The sequence below is a fragment of the Flintibacter muris genome, from assembly GCF_943192995.1.
Taxonomy (GTDB): Bacteria; Bacillota; Clostridia; order Oscillospirales; family Oscillospiraceae; genus Lawsonibacter; species Lawsonibacter muris.
The window spans coordinates 63,043-77,945 of sequence record NZ_CALPCP010000006.1 but is presented as its reverse complement, the minus strand read 5'-3'; the positions used below and the strand labels follow the sequence as shown (position 1 = coordinate 77,945).

Genomic DNA, 14,903 nt, shown 5'->3' with positions numbered 1-14,903 from the left:
GGCGCTTGCAGACTGTCAAAAAAGCCTCCCTCTCTGAGGGAGGCGGCACAGCGAAGCCGTGACGGAGAGAGTTTACACGGGGAGAGTTGTAAAAATCAAAGACCGCCCGGTTGGGCGGTCTTTTAGAGTTTTTCAGCCTTTGGGTCTTCCAGCAAGCACAGCTCAAACAAGGTCTCCAACTCCTCGGAGTGGTCCTTCCGCGGGTCCTCACACTCCAGGCGCTTGACCACGCTCAACTCAAAAGCCTCCTCGCCATATTGCTTCCAGAGGGCCTGGAGCCGGCGGTTAGGGCAGTTCCCGGTGGAGAGCTGAAAGCGGAGCCGGTTGGATTTGGCGGCGGTCTCGGTGGCGGCGGCTAAAAAGGTCTCATCTGTGGCAGTACACCGAAAGGCAATCACGCCCATATCCAGATGCCGGTTTTTGTACGCCTCCGACAGCTCCTTCCTTCGTTTTATGTCCATAATTCTTCACCTCGGGCTGTATTCTACCATAGAGAACGCCGCGAGGCAATCGACGCTCCGTAGAGTGGTCATTTATTCTTCATCAGCTGGTTCAGCTCGGCCATAAAGGTGTCGATATCCTTAAACTCCCGGTAGACGGAGGCAAAGCGGACATAGGCCACCTCATCCAGCTTTTTCAGCCGCTCCATCACCAGTTCGCCGATCTGGGCGGAGCTGATCTCCCGGTCCATCTGATTTTGCAGTACCTGCTCAATCTCCACCACCAGCCCCTCCATGGTCTGGTAGGGGACAGGCCGCTTCTCACAGGCCCGGATCAGCCCCCCCAACACCTTGCCCCGGTCAAAGCTCTGGCGGCTGCCGTCCTTTTTGATGACCATCAGGGGCAGGCTCTCCATAGTCTCGTAGGTGGTAAACCGCTTGTGGCAGGACAGGCACTCCCGGCGGCGGCGGATGCTGGCCCCCTCGTCAGCGGGGCGGGAATCCACCACCTTGCTCTCCAAAAAGCCGCAGTAGGGACATTTCATGGCGCATACCTCCTGTTGTGTTTTGGGGCAACATTAGTGTTATTATACCACACGATACAGGAAACAGGCAAGTCCCTTTGTCAATTTTTAGGAAGAGATTTAAAACTTCCACTGGGCGGGGTCGGCCTCGTCCACATAGACCGCCTGGTGCTCCACGTTCAATGTCCCGCCCCCGCCGGAGGTAACGCTCAGCCCCGGGGTGGAGTACACCCGCTGACGGCCAAACTCGTCGGTATACACCGCCGCCTCACAGTATGTGCAGCCTGGCTCCAGAGTGACGTCCTGTGTCCGTACCCAAGTGTACTCCTTGGCGGGAGCGCCGTTGTAGTTGATGTTCCGCTCCTGCTCCTCGTACCAGACGACCAGCTCCCGGTCCCGGAACAGGCCCACCTGAAGCCGGGCGGGCGGATCAGGCCGGAAGCCAAGGGGACCGCTGCGGTCTTCTATACTGCGTACGGTCACCCCGGAGGATTCTTTCACCGGAAGCACCCCTGCCGCATCCGGTTTTTCGCTCCACAGCCAGCTGTCCAGGTCCAGGTCCGGGAAGGTAGACGTATAGAGCCAGTCGAAGTCGTCCAGCCACTGGGTCTCCCGTTTGCCGTCGGTGACCAGCACCACCGTCAACGAGATGCTGTCGGTGAGGGGACAGGTAATCTGCCCGGCAAAGGCGTGGCCCGCCCCCGGCTCCACAGGCAGCTCCACTGTCCCCTCTCCGCTGACAGCCTGGAACAGGGCGGTCATCCCCTCCACATAGGTGCGGGGGACCACCCGGACGTCAAAGGTGGCCGTGTTGGCCCGCAGATCGGTGGAGACCAGCTGGGCGGACCAGTCCGCCGTCAGATCGTTCTGACTCTTTAAAATATCCTCCACCCGGCTGGTGATGGACCCAATCTGGCTGTTGACATTGCGGCTGATATTGTTTACGGACAGATACAGGCCGTTGAAGTCCCGGTTGACCTGGTCCAGCTTGGAAAACAGGCTGAACAGGGCCGCCAGCAGGGCTGCTGCCGCCGCCGCCGTACACAGCCGGACCAGCCTCCGGCGCTTGGGCGGAGCGGGGGCAGGCTGGGCGGCCAGGTAGCCGTCCACAATCTCCCGGACCATCTGGAGCTGGGTCTCGGTCAGCTCCCCGGAGTTCTCCCGCTGGGGCGGGGCGTCCTCCTCCACCCCCAGCAGCCAGCCCACGGAGACGGAAAAAATCTTGCTCAGCGTTATCAGCTTGTCGATCTCGGGCAGACAGGCGTCTGACTCCCACTTATAAATCGCCTGCCGGGACACCCCCAGCTGTTCCCCCAGCCCCTCCTGGGACAGGCCCGATTCCTTTCGTTTCTGAGCGATACGTTGACCGATAGTCATAAGCTTCGCCCTCCTTTCTGCCCTCAACATACCACTCCAAAACGCCTTCCGACCACCAACCGGGGCTTATTTTTTGTCAACCAGCGGTTTACATGGGGGAATTATGCCCTGTTTTGGGGCGGCGCCGGGGCTTTTGGGGAAAGGGGAGGCTATCCGGCCTTCATCGCCTCGCCTGCCGTTCTCACCAAATACTCCATGGCCTGGACGGGCCACTTGCCCGCGGCGGTCTCGCCGGTGAGCATGAGAGAGGAGGCGCCGTCCAGCACGCTGTTGTAGATGTCGTTCACCTCCGCCCGGGTGGGGACGGGCCGCTGCTCCATGGACCACAGCAGCTGGGTTACCAGACAGAAATTCCGCCCCGCCTCCCGGCACCGCCGGGCCACATCCTTTTGAATGCCGGGCAGCTTCCACAAAGGGATGGCATTGCCCAGGTCCCCCCGGGCAATGCAGATCTGGTCCGCCGCCTGGATGATCTCGTCCAGGTGGTCCAGCCCCTGCTGCTCCTCGATTTTGGCCATGATTTGCAGGTGGCCCAGGCCAAGCACGGCCAGGGTGTCCCGCAGGATGTCGATATCCTGCCGGTTGCGGACGAAAGGCTGGAGGATGTGGGTCACGCCGCATTTGTAGGCACGGGACAGGTTTTCCAGATCATCAGCGGTAAGGGTGGGGGTGTCCACCTCGGCCCCCAGCAGGGACAGGCTCTTTTTGCTCAGCAGAGGCCCGCCCCGGACCACCCGGCACAGCAGCACGGTGGGGCTGGACCGCTTTACATCCAGCAGCAGCGCCCCGTCGTCAATAGAAATCTGCTGGCCCCTGCGGGCGGTTTGGAGGATGCCCCGGGGGACGGGAATGCCGCCGTCTCCCAGCAGGATCTCCTCCCCCTTGCGCAGGGAGATGGGCCGGGGCAGCTCCCCAATGCGCAGCTCAGGGCCCTGAAGGTCCAAAATCAGATGGGCGTCCCGCCGCCCCGCCCCCCGGGCGGCAGGCCAGTAGAGCTCCTCCAGCAGCGGGGCGCACTTGGCCAGCGTGGTGTGGGACAGATTGACCCGGATGCCCGTCATGCCCGCCCGGAACATGCTGTCCAATATGTCCCGCCTGGCGCAGGGGTCCCCCAAAGTGGCGTAAAATTCCATAACATTCCCTCCCGTGGGTTCTTTTTTCCTATTATGGGCCCCCTTCGCCCGGAAGTCAATGATTAAAAGCAGAATTCCACAATCTGTAGGGACGGACTGTGGCCGCCCCTGCACAGGCCATAAATGACTTGCTCTTTTTTCAAATATCCTGTATAATGGCCAAAGTAGGGGCTGGTCCCCTAGCCAGCCCGCTTGTCAGCATTTTTGACGTTTGCTCTGAGGATAACTCCCTCAGTCAGCCTGCGGCTGACAGCTCCCTCGAAGAGGGAGCCATTAAAGGAGGAACACCAATGCGCGTTATGGCGATTGACTATGGGGACGCCCACACTGGGGTGGCTGTGTCTGACCCCACCGGGTTTTTGACGGGGAGCACCACCACCATCAACAGCTGGCGGCAGGAGATTGTGGTGGACAGGCTGGCCCGGCTGATTGAGGAACACCGGCCGGAGGAGGTGGTGCTGGGCTTTCCCAGGAACATGGACGGCACCGACGGCAAAAAGGCGGAGCTGTACCGGCAGCTGGCCGCCGCTCTGGAGGAGGTCACTGGCATGAAGGTGATCCTGTGGGACGAGCGGCGCACCACCATCGATGCCCACCGGATTTTGTTCAATCAGGGCAAGGATGGCCGGAAGCGGAAGAAGATCGTGGACGCCGTGGCCGCTTCTCTGATTCTGGAGAACTATCTGGATTTTAAGCGAATGAAACAGGAGTGATTTGTTATGAAACGACGAACATCGGGACTGCTGCTGTCCCTGCTGATGCTGGTGAGCCTCACCGCCTGCGGCACGGACGTTGAGATGAACCAGGGCAGCCACAGCGCTGTCATACATGGTGTTTATGGATCATCCAGCCAGCTGGTTGATCTGCCCGTCCAGGAGCCGGAGGACGGCAGGGATCTTCCCGGCAACGGTCAAAGCGCCCTGGACGGCAATGAGGCCCAGGGCAACCGCCTCGACGGCAAGAGCGACGAGGGCAACGCCTCCGTTGACGAGGACGGCTGGTACGACTCCAAGGAGGAGGTGGCCCTGTACATCCACCTCTACGGCGAACTGCCCGGCAACTACGTGACCAAAGCGGAGGCCGAGGACGCGGGCTGGACCGGCGGCAATGTGGAGCGCTGGACCGGCGAGGGCACCGCCATTGGCGGCAGCTATTTCGGCAACTACGAAGGCCTGCTCCCCAAGCAGCAGGGCAGAACCTATGCCGAATGCGATATCGACACCGTGGGCGGAAACTCCCGGGGGGCCAAGCGGATCATCTTTTCCAACGACGGCCTGGTCTACTACACCGAGGACCACTACGAGAGCTTTGAGCTGCTGTACGGACAGCCATGACATAATTCTCTCTCCCCAACAGCCCGCCCAGGGTGCCCTGATATCACGGTGACGTTGATCTTTCTATTTACGTTAATGCAGTTCTGCCTCAAAGAGCAATAGCCCTATCCCCCGTGGTATTTGAAGGGTGGCGAGTCAATCCTAAAAATTGTGTAAACCTCCGAAGTAGTATAGAATAAGGATATCACATTACAAGGCTTTTCAGATATGACAAGTCCCGCTTTCGATCAAATTGTTCGAAAAGCGGGACTCATTCATTTTTTATGCCTTCTGATCTTTTTCAGCAGCGATAGCCTCCCGTTCCTTCAGCAGCTCGGCGTGGAGCTGCTTTGTATCCCAGGTCTTGTTGGTCTCGGTAAGCACCGCTTTCAGCGGAATAGGGGGCAGATTGGCCACCCGGATTACCTCCAGCACCTGATTGAGCAGAGCCTGGGGCAGATAGCAGAATACCAGCATGGGCTCGGGGACAGGTTCGGCCGCTTCGCCGGGCTCTCCTTTGCCGTGAGCCAGCTCCTCCAGCGGGATATGGTAGCGCTCAGGGCTCACCACCCGCATACGCAGGCGGAGCATGGCAAAAATCTGCCGCAATTTGGAAAACTCCTCTCCGGAGCAGTTATACATCAAAATCGTTCCAGCATTTTTCATTACAATACCTCTTTAAAGTCACACCTGTTCCAGTGCCTGTTGGATGTCAGCGATCAGGTCCGCCGCGTCCTCAATGCCGCAGGAGAAGCGGACCAGATCGGGGGTAATGCCGGCGGCCGCCAGCTCCTGGTCGTTCATCTGCCGGTGGGTAGCGGAGGCGGGGTGGAGGGTGCAGGTACGGGCGTCGGCCACATGAGTTTCAATGGCGGCCAGCTTCAGGTGCTTCATAAAGATCTCGGCGGCAGCCCGTCCGCCCTTAAAGCCGAAGGACACCACACCGCAGGTACCGTTTGGCATGTACTTCTGCGCCAGATCATAGTACTTGTCCCCCTCCAGGCCCGGGTAGGTGACAAAGCTGATTTTGGGGTGGTCTTTCAGGTATTTGGCCACTGCCAGGGCATTCTCACAGTGGCGGGGCATACGGACGTGGAGGCTCTCCAGGCCCAGATTCAGCAAAAATGCGTTCTGGGGGGACTGGATAGAGCCAAAGTCACGCATGAGCTGAGCGGTACACTTGGTGATGAAAGCGCCCCCCTGGCCAAACTTCTCGGCGTAGGTGATGCCGTGGTAGCTGTCGTCGGGGGTACACAGGCCGGGGAATTTTTCCTTGTGAGCCATCCAGTCAAACCGGCCGCTGTCCACAATGCAGCCGCCCACTCCGGCTCCGTGGCCGTCCATATACTTGGTGGTGGAGTGGGTGACAATGTCGCAGCCCCACTCAAAGGGCCGGCAATTTACCGGGGTGGCAAAGGTGTTGTCAATGATGAGGGGGACGCCGTGGTCGTGGGCGGCCTTGGCAAACTTCTCAATGTCCAGCACGGTGAGGGCGGGGTTGGCGATAGTCTCGCCGAAGACGGCCTTGGTGTTGGGCTTAAATGCGGCGTTCAGCTCCTCCAGGGTGCAGTCAGGGGAGACAAAGGTGAAGTCAATTCCCATCTTCCGCATGGTGACATGGAACAGGTTGTAGGTTCCGCCGTAGATGGTGGAGGAGGCCACCACATGATCGCCGCAGTTGGCAATGTTGAAGATGGCATAGAAATTGGCCGCCTGGCCGGAGGAGGTAAGCATGGCGGCGGTTCCCCCCTCCATGTCGCAGATTTTGGCGGCCACCATGTCGTTGGTGGGGTTCTGGAGCCGGGTATAGAAATAGCCGCTGGCCTCCAGATCGAAGAGCTTGCCCATATCCTCGCTGGTGGCGTATTTAAAGGTAGTAGATTGTACAATGGGAATCTGGCGGGGCTCGCCGTTGCCGGGGGTATAGCCCCCCTGGACGCATTTGGTGCTTATTTTATAATCGCTCATAAAGAAGGCCTTCTTTCGTTAAAATCACTGTTTAGCTTACCGGGTATCGGGGGTATTGTCAAGTGTTTTCCGTGGCAGCTGTGAGCTTTTTATAGGTCCACTCCGGGTTGTAAGGCCGGCGGCTCAGCCACACCATATCCTCCGCAGAATAAACCCAATCGGTATCATCAATCCACAAATAATCCCGACTGTTCTCTTCCAGGTTAAAGTATTGGGACAGGAACCGAAAGGCAAACTCAAAGTTTCCGTGCAGATATTGCAGGTCAAAGGCCCAAAAATAATTGTTCTTATGGATCAGCCAGGCAAAGCTGCCATAGGAGGTGCCGGTCGGCCGCTCTATGTTAAAGCCGTACGTCCGGTTCTGAATTCCGCGCTCAAAATTGGATTTCAGCGTCTCAGCATCCACCTCTGACAATGCGCCGTCCAGTGTTTCAAAGGCGCCTGTTTCATCAAAACAGGTGTGGACATGAATGCAGTGCATCCCTGCGCTCCCTGCCGCCTGCCGGACACTATGCAGAACATCCGTATATTGAAACCCTTCGATTGGTTTCAGAATAATGATCGAAATGCTCACCGCAGCGTCTCCTCACTGGTAGTAGGCCCGCAGAATGGGCTCCAGCTCCCGCCATTTGATCTCGTACATCTGGCGGTAGTCCTCCGGGGTGTAGTAGGGCGTGACCAGCCGTTCCTTCCCCCGATATATCTCGGTGTAGGGCTTGAACATATCAGAGTCCAGGTCCAGGCCGTGCAGCCCGTCCAGCAGTTCCCGGCCCTCCTCCATGTTCCGCAGGATCACCGAGACCTGGGACAGGCCCTCCGCATTGGGCGGTATGAAATCGTGGATGTCCGCCCCGTGCTTCAAAAGCTCGTCCAGCACCGCCTTGAGCATCTCCCGCAGCTGACGGTTCTCCGCCTTGCTCTCCTCCACATAGTAGCCGGGATAAGACTTGCGGGCAAACTGGTCATACTCATTCAAGGCGTGCTGCCAGGCGTTGAGGCCGCTGGAGGTCTTCTGGTTGGGGTCCATCCCCATGTCCAGCAGGCGGCGCAGGAGCAGAAAATAGCCCTTGGTCCGCTCCGGACCGGAGCCTACAAGGTGACTGGCCCGCAGAAAGCACTGGCAGATGGCGTCGTACCAGATGGGGGCGGAGAAATTATTGCCGTAGGGGTTGACGGCGTCGGCGAAGTTCACATCCGCTCCCCGGTCCAGCAGCAGGTGGGCCGCCTCCAGATGGTCACTCTTGATAGCCACCATCAGGGGGGACTGGCCATCGTCCTTCTTGGGCGGGGCCTTGGCGAGGCAGGAGATCAGGTCCGGGTTTTTGTCCAGAATCCGGGCCACCTCCTCCAGCTTGCCCTGTCGGATCATGGTAAACAGCTTTTTCATGTTGTCGCACTCCCTATTTTATCCTGCTTGCTGTGGAATCTCCCTCCGTCACTGCTCCGCTGTGCCACCTCCCTCAAAGAGGGAGGCTTTTTTGACCATGTGTCAACCGAAGGCTGACTGAGGATTGTATTTTCCGCAGGCAAAATGTATGAAATCAAGGGCCCTTTCTTTCGGTTACGAAGCATCTGCTTCCTCTGCCAGCTCGTCCCACAGCACCGCCTCCTCGCTGGACAGCTGCTGGTGGCTGCGGTAGCTGACTTGGCGGCCTCCGGCGGTAATCTCAATCCCCTCCACCCCCTGCAGCTGGGACAGGGTGAGGACGATAGAGTAGTCGGCCAGGGTGAGGGAGATATCAGCCAAAGCGCCGTACTGCTCAGACAGGTCCACCAGCAGAATTCCAGGCCGCTCCTCGTCCCACCGGCACCGCTGAAGGGTGACCCCTCTGGGAAAGGGAGAGGTCAGTCCATCCTGGGTAGGGCCCGCTAGCAGGGCGGCCAGCAGCTCCTCTGCCTCGAGGGGCTCCTCTCCCTGGTAGGGCTGGGCGGTGAGGGCGGGGCCGTGCTCCCTGTCCCCGCCGCTGCAAAACCAGAGGACCGGTCCCTCCACAGGCTCCTCCGCCCTGCCGCCGCAGGCGGCCTGGAGCAGAAGCAAAACCAACAAAACAGGGAGCCATCTTCTTGCCTTCACTGCGCCTCCCCCTTTCCGCCCGGTTCAGGGCCGTGCCAGGGAAAGCCCGCGGTAAACAGGCTTCCCTCCGGATTCCGGGGCCGGGCGGTGACCCAGCCGCCGTGGCGGCGCACCGTGTCCCGGACGATAGACAGCCCCAGTCCGGTGCCGCCGGCGGCCCGGGACCGGGCCTTGTCCACCCGGTAGAACCGGTTGAACACCTTGGGCAGGTCCTCCTCCGGGATGCCTACGCCGGTGTCCCCCACCTCCAACAACACCTGATCCCCGTCCCGGTACACCGAGACAAACACGTTTCCCCCGCTGTAATTGTATTTAATGGCGTTTTCCACCAGATTAAAACAAATCTGTGACAGATCGTCCTCGGTACACAGGATGGTACACCCAGGCTTTAAATTCTCCTTCAGGCTCACCCCGGCGGAGTCGGCCACCGGCTGAAGCAGGGCGACGGTCCGCTGGGTCACCTGGGCCGCGTCTACCACATTCTCCTCCCCCACGGGCAGGCTGTCCAGCCGGGTGAGGGCCAGCAAATGCTCGGTGATGCGGGTGAGCCGCTCCGCCTCAGAGCCGATATCGCTTACAAAATCCCGCACCATATCCGGGTCCATCTCGCCGGTCTGCAAGATGGAGTCGGCCAGCAGGCGGATGGAGGCCAGCGGCGTTTTCAGCTCGTGGCTGGCGTCGGAGACAAAGCGGCGGCGGACCTCCTCCGTAGTCTGGAGGCGGTCGGTGAGGTTGTTGAACTCCCCGGCCAGCTGGGCCATCTCATCCCGGCCCACAGGCTGGAGGCGGTGGCCGTACTCCCCCTCCCCCACGATTCGGATGGCTTTCAGCAGGGCGGCGATACGGGCAGTGAGCATTTTGGAGAAGAAGGTTGACATAATCAATGTCACCAGGGCGATCACCAAAGAGATGGTACGCAGATTCTGCTGCAAATTGAACAGTAACTCGCCCTGGGCCTGGTCCACCTCCAGAATGTAGATGGAGCCAATGACCATCCCCCGGTAGACAATGGGCATGGCCGCGGTGGAGATAAAGACCTTGTCCCCATACCGGGAGCAGAACACGTCACTGCCCCGCAGGGCGGACACCACCTCCTGATACAGGGCGTAACGGTACTCAGGGGGGGCCTCCTCCTCGGGGGGCGGCTCCTCCTCCTCAGGCTGTTTGGTGCTGTCGTAAAGGATGAGCCCCGCCGGGTCGGTGACCAGAATGCGCTTTAGACCCATGCTGTCCAGCATGTTCATCACCCTGGCCACCTGGTCGGCGGACAGGGATTCCAGCTCCATCAGGGCGGAGGCCATCACCGCCGCCTGGCTTTTCAGCGAGTCCCGCTTGGAGGCGAACAGCAGATCCTGGGAGGCCAGCACCGGATAGGTATTCAGCAGCACCAGCACCACGGCGAAGATCACCAGATAGCTCAGGGCGTACTTCACCTGGAGGGAGGCAAAAAAGGGGACCTTGTTCTTCTTGTTCATAGCTTGGCCAGATAGTAGCCCACACCCCATTTGGTGCGGATGAATTCCGGATTGGCGGGGTCCAGCTCCAGCTTTTCCCGCAGACGGCGGACGTGGACGTCCACTGTGCGGTAATCGCCGATATACTCATAGCCCCACACCACGTTGAGCAGGTTTTCCCGGCTGTACACCCGGCCCGGATTGCGCAGGAGCAGCTCCATCAGGTCAAACTCCTTGGCCGTCAGTTCCACGGGGACACCATTGCGCAGGGCAGTGCGGCCCACCGTATCCAGCTTAATGTGGCCGGCCTCCAAAACGCTCTCCGCCCTTTTCAGCTCCGCGGCCCCTGAACGGCGCAGCAGAGCCCGCACCCGGGCTTTCAGCTCCAAAAGGTTAAATGGTTTGGTAATGTAATCGTCGGCCCCGCACTCAAAGCCCATAATTTTGTCGGTGTCCTCCCCCTTTGCCGTTAACATAATCACAGGGACGTTGGAGAACTCCCGTATCCGCATGCAGGCCTGAAGGCCGTCGATTTTGGGCATCATCACATCCAGCAGTATCAGATCAAAGCTGCCCTCCCGGGCCAGCTCCACCGCCTGTTCACCGTCATAGCCCACCTCCACCTGGTAGCCCTCATGCTCCAGGTTGAATTTGATGCCTTTGACCAACACCTGTTCGTCATCCACTACTAATATTTTTGCCATAGTTATACTCCTGTCCTCCTATTTAAGGCTCCCTCTTTGAGGGAGCTGTCAGCCCTATAGGCTGACTGAGGGAGTCCTCTCCGCTTTGGAAAACTCCCTCCGTCACGGCTTCGCCGTGCTACCTCCCTCTAGGAGGGAGGCTTTACGCTTACATACTCCCGCAGGCCTTCTAAAATGCCCGGTCCAATACCGGATACCTCTGTCAGATCGTCCACCGTCTGAAAGGGGCCATGCTCCTCCCGGTAGGTGATGATGTCCTGGGCCCGCTTCTCCCCAATGCCGGGCAGGCGCTGGAGGTCGTAGAAATCCGCGGTGTTCATGTCGATTGTCTCGCCGGGGAGCAGGCTGTCCGGGCGGACATCCTCCTCCGGCTCCTGGGAAGAGACCTCCTCCACCGTGGGGCGCCGGGTGGTGGTCACCCGGTAGGGCTCCGGGGAGCTGGTACGGGCCAGATACCACCCGCCGCAGAACAGGGCAAACCCCGTCAGCAGAGCCAGAACCAGCGCCGCAAATCTGGATTTTCCTTCCATATTTCTCCCCCTTGCGTCCCCAGCCGCTCTTTGATATAATAGAGGCGCTGTCCCGCAAATTTAAGAAGTTCTTAATTGCCTTTTCCCCGCCTCTGGGATACACTTGACCATTATAACATACATATGGAGAATTTCCTATGAAAAAATATCGTTTTCTGTCTGTATTTCTTTTGCTGTTCACCCTGCTTTCCCTGGTCCCCGCCTCCGCAGCGGTCCCAAATCAGGAGGATCTGGACCTGTTCTGCACTCACGCCGTGCTGCTGGACGCCAACCACGGCGAGATCCTCTACGACATGAAGTCCACCGAAAAGGCCTACCCCGCCAGCATCACCAAGATCATGACCGCCCTGCTGACGCTGGAGGCTGTCGAATACGGCCAGCTGTCCCTGAGCACCCCTGTCACCGCCGGGGAGACCCGGATGCAGGACGTGACCTACTCCTACGTCAACGGCAACATCAAGCTGGGTGAGGTGCTCACGGTGGAGGAACTGCTGTACATGACCCTTCTGCCCTCTTACGCCGACGCCTGCAACATCCTGGCCGTGGCGGTGGACGGCACCATTGAGGACTTTGTAGACCACATGAACCGAAAGGCCTCTGAGCTGGGCTGCCAGAACACCCACTTTACCAACCCGGTGGGCATCCACAACGAGAAGCACTACTCCACCGCCTACGACCTGGCCCTCATTATGCGGGCCTGCCTGGATTACGACACCTTCCGCACCATTATCAAAACCGCCCAGCACACCGTACCCGCTACCGACCTGTCAGGGGAGCGCTTCTTTTATAACACCAACGCGCTGATCTCCAACATGTATTACGCCGGCTATGTCTACGACAAGTGTATTGGCGGCAAGACAGGCAACACCGACGAGGCGGGCCGCTGTCTGGTGGCCGCCGCCGAGGATGGGGACGAGCTGCTCATCTCCGTTCTGCTGGGCTCCGGGCCTATGGAGGTCCCCGGTGACACTGAGCTGCGCCAGGGCCAGTTCCGGGAGAGCAAGCGGCTGCTGGAGTACGGCTTCAACAACTTCCAGCGGGTGACCATCACCAAGGACAGCGAACCTGTGGGCAAGGTGAAGGTCACCATGTCCCGCCAGGCCGACGAGGTGAACGTAAAGGCCCAGGGCTCCATCACCCGCACCCTGCCCAAGTCCATGGATGTGGACGACATTCAGATGGACGTCAAGCTCTTTGCCGACGAGGTGGAGGCCCCGGTGAAGGCCGGACAGGTCATGGGCATCATGACCTTGTACTACGGGGACGAGGTATACGGAACCCTGGATCTGGTGGCGATTACATCCGTGGAGCGGTCGGAACTGCTGTATAAGAAGCAGCAATTTTTCCAGTTCTTCCAGAACGAGGGTGTGCGCATCATTCTGGCTGTGGTGCTGTTTTTGGCCGCTGTTGTGGTGCTCAAGCTCACCGTCTTCCGCCGGAAAAAGCGCCCCAAGGCCGGGGCCGCCGCCCGGCGGGGCAATTACAAGGGTACCCGCATGTAATCCATAAGCTGTGAAAGGGGTGGTATGCGTGAAGCGATGTATTGTCCTCAGCGGGATCATGGACAACTAAAATTTTCAGGAGGTTAACAAATGATCCCGCAATGGAAAATTTATCCCCGCTCCCAGGGGCACAGTACCGTCTACCTGCAAAACGTGGTTACCGACCCTTCCATCTCGGTGGGGGACTACACCATCTATGACGACTTTGTCAACGACCCCCGGGATTTTCAGCGGAACAATGTGCTCTACCACTACCCTATCAACCATGAGCGGCTGATAATCGGAAAATTCTGCTCCATTGCCTGTGGAGCCAAGTTCCTGTTCAACAGCGCCAACCACACCCGGCGCTCCCTGTCCACCTATATCTTTCCCGTCCTCTTTGAGGAGTGGGGCCTGGATGTGGAGCACATCCCCCAGGCCTGGGACAACAAAGGCGATATCGTGGTGGGAAATGACGTCTGGATTGGCTACGAGGCGGTGATTCTGGCCGGCGTCACCATTGGGGACGGAGCCATTATTGGCGCCCGGGCGGTGGTTACAAAGGACGTTCCGCCCTACACTATAGTGGGCGGCGTGCCCGCCAAGCCCATCCGCAGTCGCTTCTCCCAAAAGGAGATTGCTCAGCTCCTGGCACTGAAATGGTGGGACTGGCCCTATGAAATGATTTCCGCCCATCTCGACGCCATCCAGTCCGGCGATCTGGAGCGGCTGAAACAGGCGGCAGAGAGGCAGTAATAACAGCCCAAGCACAAAAAACAAGCGGCGTGGAACACAATCCGCGCCGCTTGTTCTTGTTGTTGCAGCTGTTACAGCCTTTGGCGAATCAGCTCGCCCATTTTCAGGGTGCCTACCGCTTCCTCGCCGGGCTTGGCAATGTCAGCAGTGCGCCAGCCCTCGTTGAGTACGGCGTCCACCGCCTCCTCAATGGCCTTGGCCTCCTCAGGCAGATGGAAGGAGTAACGGAACATCATGGCCACCGACAAAATAGTAGCGATAGGGTTGGCCTTGTCCTGGCCGGCGATATCGGGGGCGGAGCCGTGGATGGGCTCATACAGTCCGGGAGCGGTATCCCCAATAGAGGCGGAGGGCAGCAGTCCAATTGAGCCGGTAATCATAGACGCCTCATCAGACAGGATATCGCCGAACATGTTTTCGGTCACCACCACGTCGAACTGGCTGGGGTCCCGAACCAGCTGCATGGCGGCGTTGTCCACCAGCACATCCTCATATTGGACGTCGGAGTACTCCTCCGCCAGCTTGTGCATCACCTGCCGCCACAGGCGGGAGGTCTCCAGCACGTTGGCCTTGTCCACGCTGGCCAGCTTTTTGCCCCGCAGACGGGCCAGCTCAAAGGCCCGGCGGCCGATCCGCTCAATCTCTTTTTCTGAGTAGGCCATCCGGTCGGCGGCCTCCTCCCCCCGGTCCTCGGTCTGGTAGCGCTCCCGCTTGCCAAAGTAGATGCCCCCGGTGAGCTCCCGGACAATCATCAAATCGATTCCCCTGCCGGCGGTCTCCTTTTTCAGGGGGCAAGCGTCCGCCAGGGCGGGACGCAGGGCGGCGGGACGCAGGTTGGCGTACAGGCCCAGGTCCTTGCGGATGGACAGCAGGGCGGTTTCGGGCCGCTTCTCCGCCTCGGTGGAGTGGCCCCATTTGGGACCGCCCACCGCCCCCAGCAGAACGGCATCGCACTCTTTACACTTCTCGGCGGTGCCGTCGGGGTAGCTCTTGCCCACTGCGTCGATAGCGCAGCCGCCCATAAGAACGTCCACATACTCAAAGCTGTGGCCGAATTTCCTGCCGACGGCGTCCATCACCTTGACGGCCTCCCCCACCACCTCGGGGCCAATGCCATCGCCCTTAATCAGGGCAATTTTATAGTTCATG

Annotated in this window: 17 protein-coding genes; 4 read left to right on the top strand and 13 right to left on the bottom strand. The window is 59.5% G+C overall.

Going from position 1 to position 14,903, the window contains the following annotated elements; all coding sequences use genetic code 11:
* Positions 1–122 precede the first annotated feature (122 nt).
* The 4 genes from NFS22_RS07545 to NFS22_RS07530 all read right to left on the bottom strand — a co-directional run bounded on the left by NFS22_RS07545 (position 123) and on the right by NFS22_RS07530 (position 3,474).
* The gene (locus NFS22_RS07545) at positions 123–461 is read right to left on the bottom strand and encodes a GIY-YIG nuclease family protein (RefSeq protein WP_251317098.1); all 339 of its coding nucleotides are present in this window, start codon (positions 459–461) and stop codon (positions 123–125) included.
* Between the two features lie 68 nt (positions 462–529).
* Positions 530–985, bottom strand: coding sequence for a transcriptional regulator NrdR (nrdR, locus tag NFS22_RS07540; protein ID WP_251317097.1), 456 nt, complete (start codon positions 983–985; stop codon positions 530–532).
* Between the two features lie 99 nt (positions 986–1,084).
* Positions 1,085–2,341, bottom strand: a complete 1,257-nt coding sequence (locus NFS22_RS07535; RefSeq protein WP_251317096.1) for a helix-turn-helix domain-containing protein — start codon at positions 2,339–2,341, stop codon at positions 1,085–1,087.
* Between the two features lie 149 nt (positions 2,342–2,490).
* Positions 2,491–3,474: a pyruvate kinase gene (locus NFS22_RS07530; RefSeq protein WP_251317095.1), complete on the bottom strand. Its 984-nt coding sequence runs from the start codon at positions 3,472–3,474 to the stop codon at positions 2,491–2,493.
* 290 nt (positions 3,475–3,764) lie between these two features.
* Here NFS22_RS07530 and ruvX point away from each other — a divergent pair, with 290 nt between their 5' ends.
* Positions 3,765–4,187 (top strand): Holliday junction resolvase RuvX, encoded by a 423-nt coding sequence (ruvX, locus tag NFS22_RS07525; protein WP_251317094.1) that lies wholly within the window; start codon positions 3,765–3,767, stop codon positions 4,185–4,187.
* Positions 4,188–4,193: 6 nt separating this feature from the next.
* Positions 4,194–4,808, top strand: coding sequence for a ribonuclease domain-containing protein (locus NFS22_RS07520; protein ID WP_251317093.1), 615 nt, complete (start codon positions 4,194–4,196; stop codon positions 4,806–4,808).
* 261 nt (positions 4,809–5,069) lie between these two features.
* Here the strand turns inward: NFS22_RS07520 and NFS22_RS07515 are convergent, their stop codons facing one another.
* From NFS22_RS07515 to NFS22_RS07480, 8 genes are all read right to left on the bottom strand, one after another.
* Complete coding sequence (locus tag NFS22_RS07515) at positions 5,070–5,453, bottom strand: DUF3783 domain-containing protein (RefSeq protein WP_251317092.1); 384 nt, start codon at positions 5,451–5,453, stop codon at positions 5,070–5,072.
* A gap of 18 nt (positions 5,454–5,471) precedes the next feature.
* On the bottom strand, positions 5,472–6,755 hold the full coding sequence (locus NFS22_RS07510; RefSeq protein ID WP_251317091.1) for an O-acetylhomoserine aminocarboxypropyltransferase/cysteine synthase family protein: 1,284 nt from the start codon (positions 6,753–6,755) through the stop codon (positions 5,472–5,474).
* A 58-nt stretch (positions 6,756–6,813) separates the two neighbouring features.
* Positions 6,814–7,329 carry a hypothetical protein gene (locus NFS22_RS07505; RefSeq protein ID WP_251317090.1) on the bottom strand — a complete coding sequence of 172 codons (516 nt, stop codon included), beginning with the start codon at positions 7,327–7,329 and terminating at the stop codon, positions 6,814–6,816.
* Positions 7,330–7,341: 12 nt separating this feature from the next.
* Positions 7,342–8,142: an ankyrin repeat domain-containing protein gene (locus tag NFS22_RS07500; protein ID WP_251317089.1), complete on the bottom strand. Its 801-nt coding sequence runs from the start codon at positions 8,140–8,142 to the stop codon at positions 7,342–7,344.
* Between the two features lie 174 nt (positions 8,143–8,316).
* Entirely contained in the window at positions 8,317–8,829 is a 513-nt protein-coding gene (locus tag NFS22_RS07495) for a GerMN domain-containing protein (protein WP_251317088.1), read from the bottom strand.
* Positions 8,826–10,304 carry a sensor histidine kinase gene (locus NFS22_RS07490; RefSeq protein ID WP_251317087.1) on the bottom strand — a complete coding sequence of 493 codons (1,479 nt, stop codon included), beginning with the start codon at positions 10,302–10,304 and terminating at the stop codon, positions 8,826–8,828. The genes NFS22_RS07495 and NFS22_RS07490 overlap by 4 nt, the downstream gene beginning before the upstream one ends.
* Complete coding sequence (locus NFS22_RS07485) at positions 10,301–10,987, bottom strand: response regulator transcription factor (RefSeq protein WP_277614753.1); 687 nt, start codon at positions 10,985–10,987, stop codon at positions 10,301–10,303. Before NFS22_RS07485 ends, NFS22_RS07490 begins: the two co-directional genes overlap by 4 nt.
* A gap of 128 nt (positions 10,988–11,115) precedes the next feature.
* Positions 11,116–11,517, bottom strand: coding sequence for a ComEA family DNA-binding protein (locus NFS22_RS07480; RefSeq protein ID WP_251317086.1), 402 nt, complete (start codon positions 11,515–11,517; stop codon positions 11,116–11,118).
* 137 nt (positions 11,518–11,654) lie between these two features.
* Between NFS22_RS07480 and NFS22_RS07475 the strand changes: the two genes are divergently transcribed.
* Positions 11,655–13,019 carry a D-alanyl-D-alanine carboxypeptidase family protein gene (locus NFS22_RS07475; protein WP_251317085.1) on the top strand — a complete coding sequence of 455 codons (1,365 nt, stop codon included), beginning with the start codon at positions 11,655–11,657 and terminating at the stop codon, positions 13,017–13,019.
* Positions 13,020–13,109: 90 nt separating this feature from the next.
* Positions 13,110–13,754, top strand: a complete 645-nt coding sequence (locus NFS22_RS07470) for a CatB-related O-acetyltransferase (RefSeq protein WP_251317084.1) — start codon at positions 13,110–13,112, stop codon at positions 13,752–13,754.
* A gap of 71 nt (positions 13,755–13,825) precedes the next feature.
* Here the strand turns inward: NFS22_RS07470 and leuB are convergent, their stop codons facing one another.
* Positions 13,826–14,902 (bottom strand): 3-isopropylmalate dehydrogenase, encoded by a 1,077-nt coding sequence (leuB, locus tag NFS22_RS07465; protein ID WP_251317083.1) that lies wholly within the window; start codon positions 14,900–14,902, stop codon positions 13,826–13,828.
* Position 14,903: the final 1 nt, after the last annotated feature.

Coding starts and splice junctions, on each gene's coding strand:
- NFS22_RS07470 (WP_251317084.1), top strand. CDS start 13,110: ATGATCCCGCAATGGAAAATTTATCCCCGCTCCCAGGGGCACAGTACC.
- NFS22_RS07510 (WP_251317091.1), bottom strand. CDS start 6,755: ATGAGCGATTATAAAATAAGCACCAAATGCGTCCAGGGGGGCTATACC.
- nrdR (WP_251317097.1), bottom strand. CDS start 985: ATGAAATGTCCCTACTGCGGCTTTTTGGAGAGCAAGGTGGTGGATTCC.
- NFS22_RS07515 (WP_251317092.1), bottom strand. CDS start 5,453: ATGAAAAATGCTGGAACGATTTTGATGTATAACTGCTCCGGAGAGGAG.
- ruvX (WP_251317094.1), top strand. CDS start 3,765: ATGCGCGTTATGGCGATTGACTATGGGGACGCCCACACTGGGGTGGCT.
- NFS22_RS07535 (WP_251317096.1), bottom strand. CDS start 2,341: ATGACTATCGGTCAACGTATCGCTCAGAAACGAAAGGAATCGGGCCTG.
- NFS22_RS07545 (WP_251317098.1), bottom strand. CDS start 461: ATGGACATAAAACGAAGGAAGGAGCTGTCGGAGGCGTACAAAAACCGG.
- NFS22_RS07520 (WP_251317093.1), top strand. CDS start 4,194: ATGAAACGACGAACATCGGGACTGCTGCTGTCCCTGCTGATGCTGGTG.
- NFS22_RS07500 (WP_251317089.1), bottom strand. CDS start 8,142: ATGAAAAAGCTGTTTACCATGATCCGACAGGGCAAGCTGGAGGAGGTG.
- NFS22_RS07480 (WP_251317086.1), bottom strand. CDS start 11,517: ATGGAAGGAAAATCCAGATTTGCGGCGCTGGTTCTGGCTCTGCTGACG.
- NFS22_RS07530 (WP_251317095.1), bottom strand. CDS start 3,474: ATGGAATTTTACGCCACTTTGGGGGACCCCTGCGCCAGGCGGGACATA.
- leuB (WP_251317083.1), bottom strand. CDS start 14,902: ATGAACTATAAAATTGCCCTGATTAAGGGCGATGGCATTGGCCCCGAG.
- NFS22_RS07490 (WP_251317087.1), bottom strand. CDS start 10,304: ATGAACAAGAAGAACAAGGTCCCCTTTTTTGCCTCCCTCCAGGTGAAG.
- NFS22_RS07485 (WP_277614753.1), bottom strand. CDS start 10,987: ATGGCAAAAATATTAGTAGTGGATGACGAACAGGTGTTGGTCAAAGGC.
- NFS22_RS07475 (WP_251317085.1), top strand. CDS start 11,655: ATGAAAAAATATCGTTTTCTGTCTGTATTTCTTTTGCTGTTCACCCTG.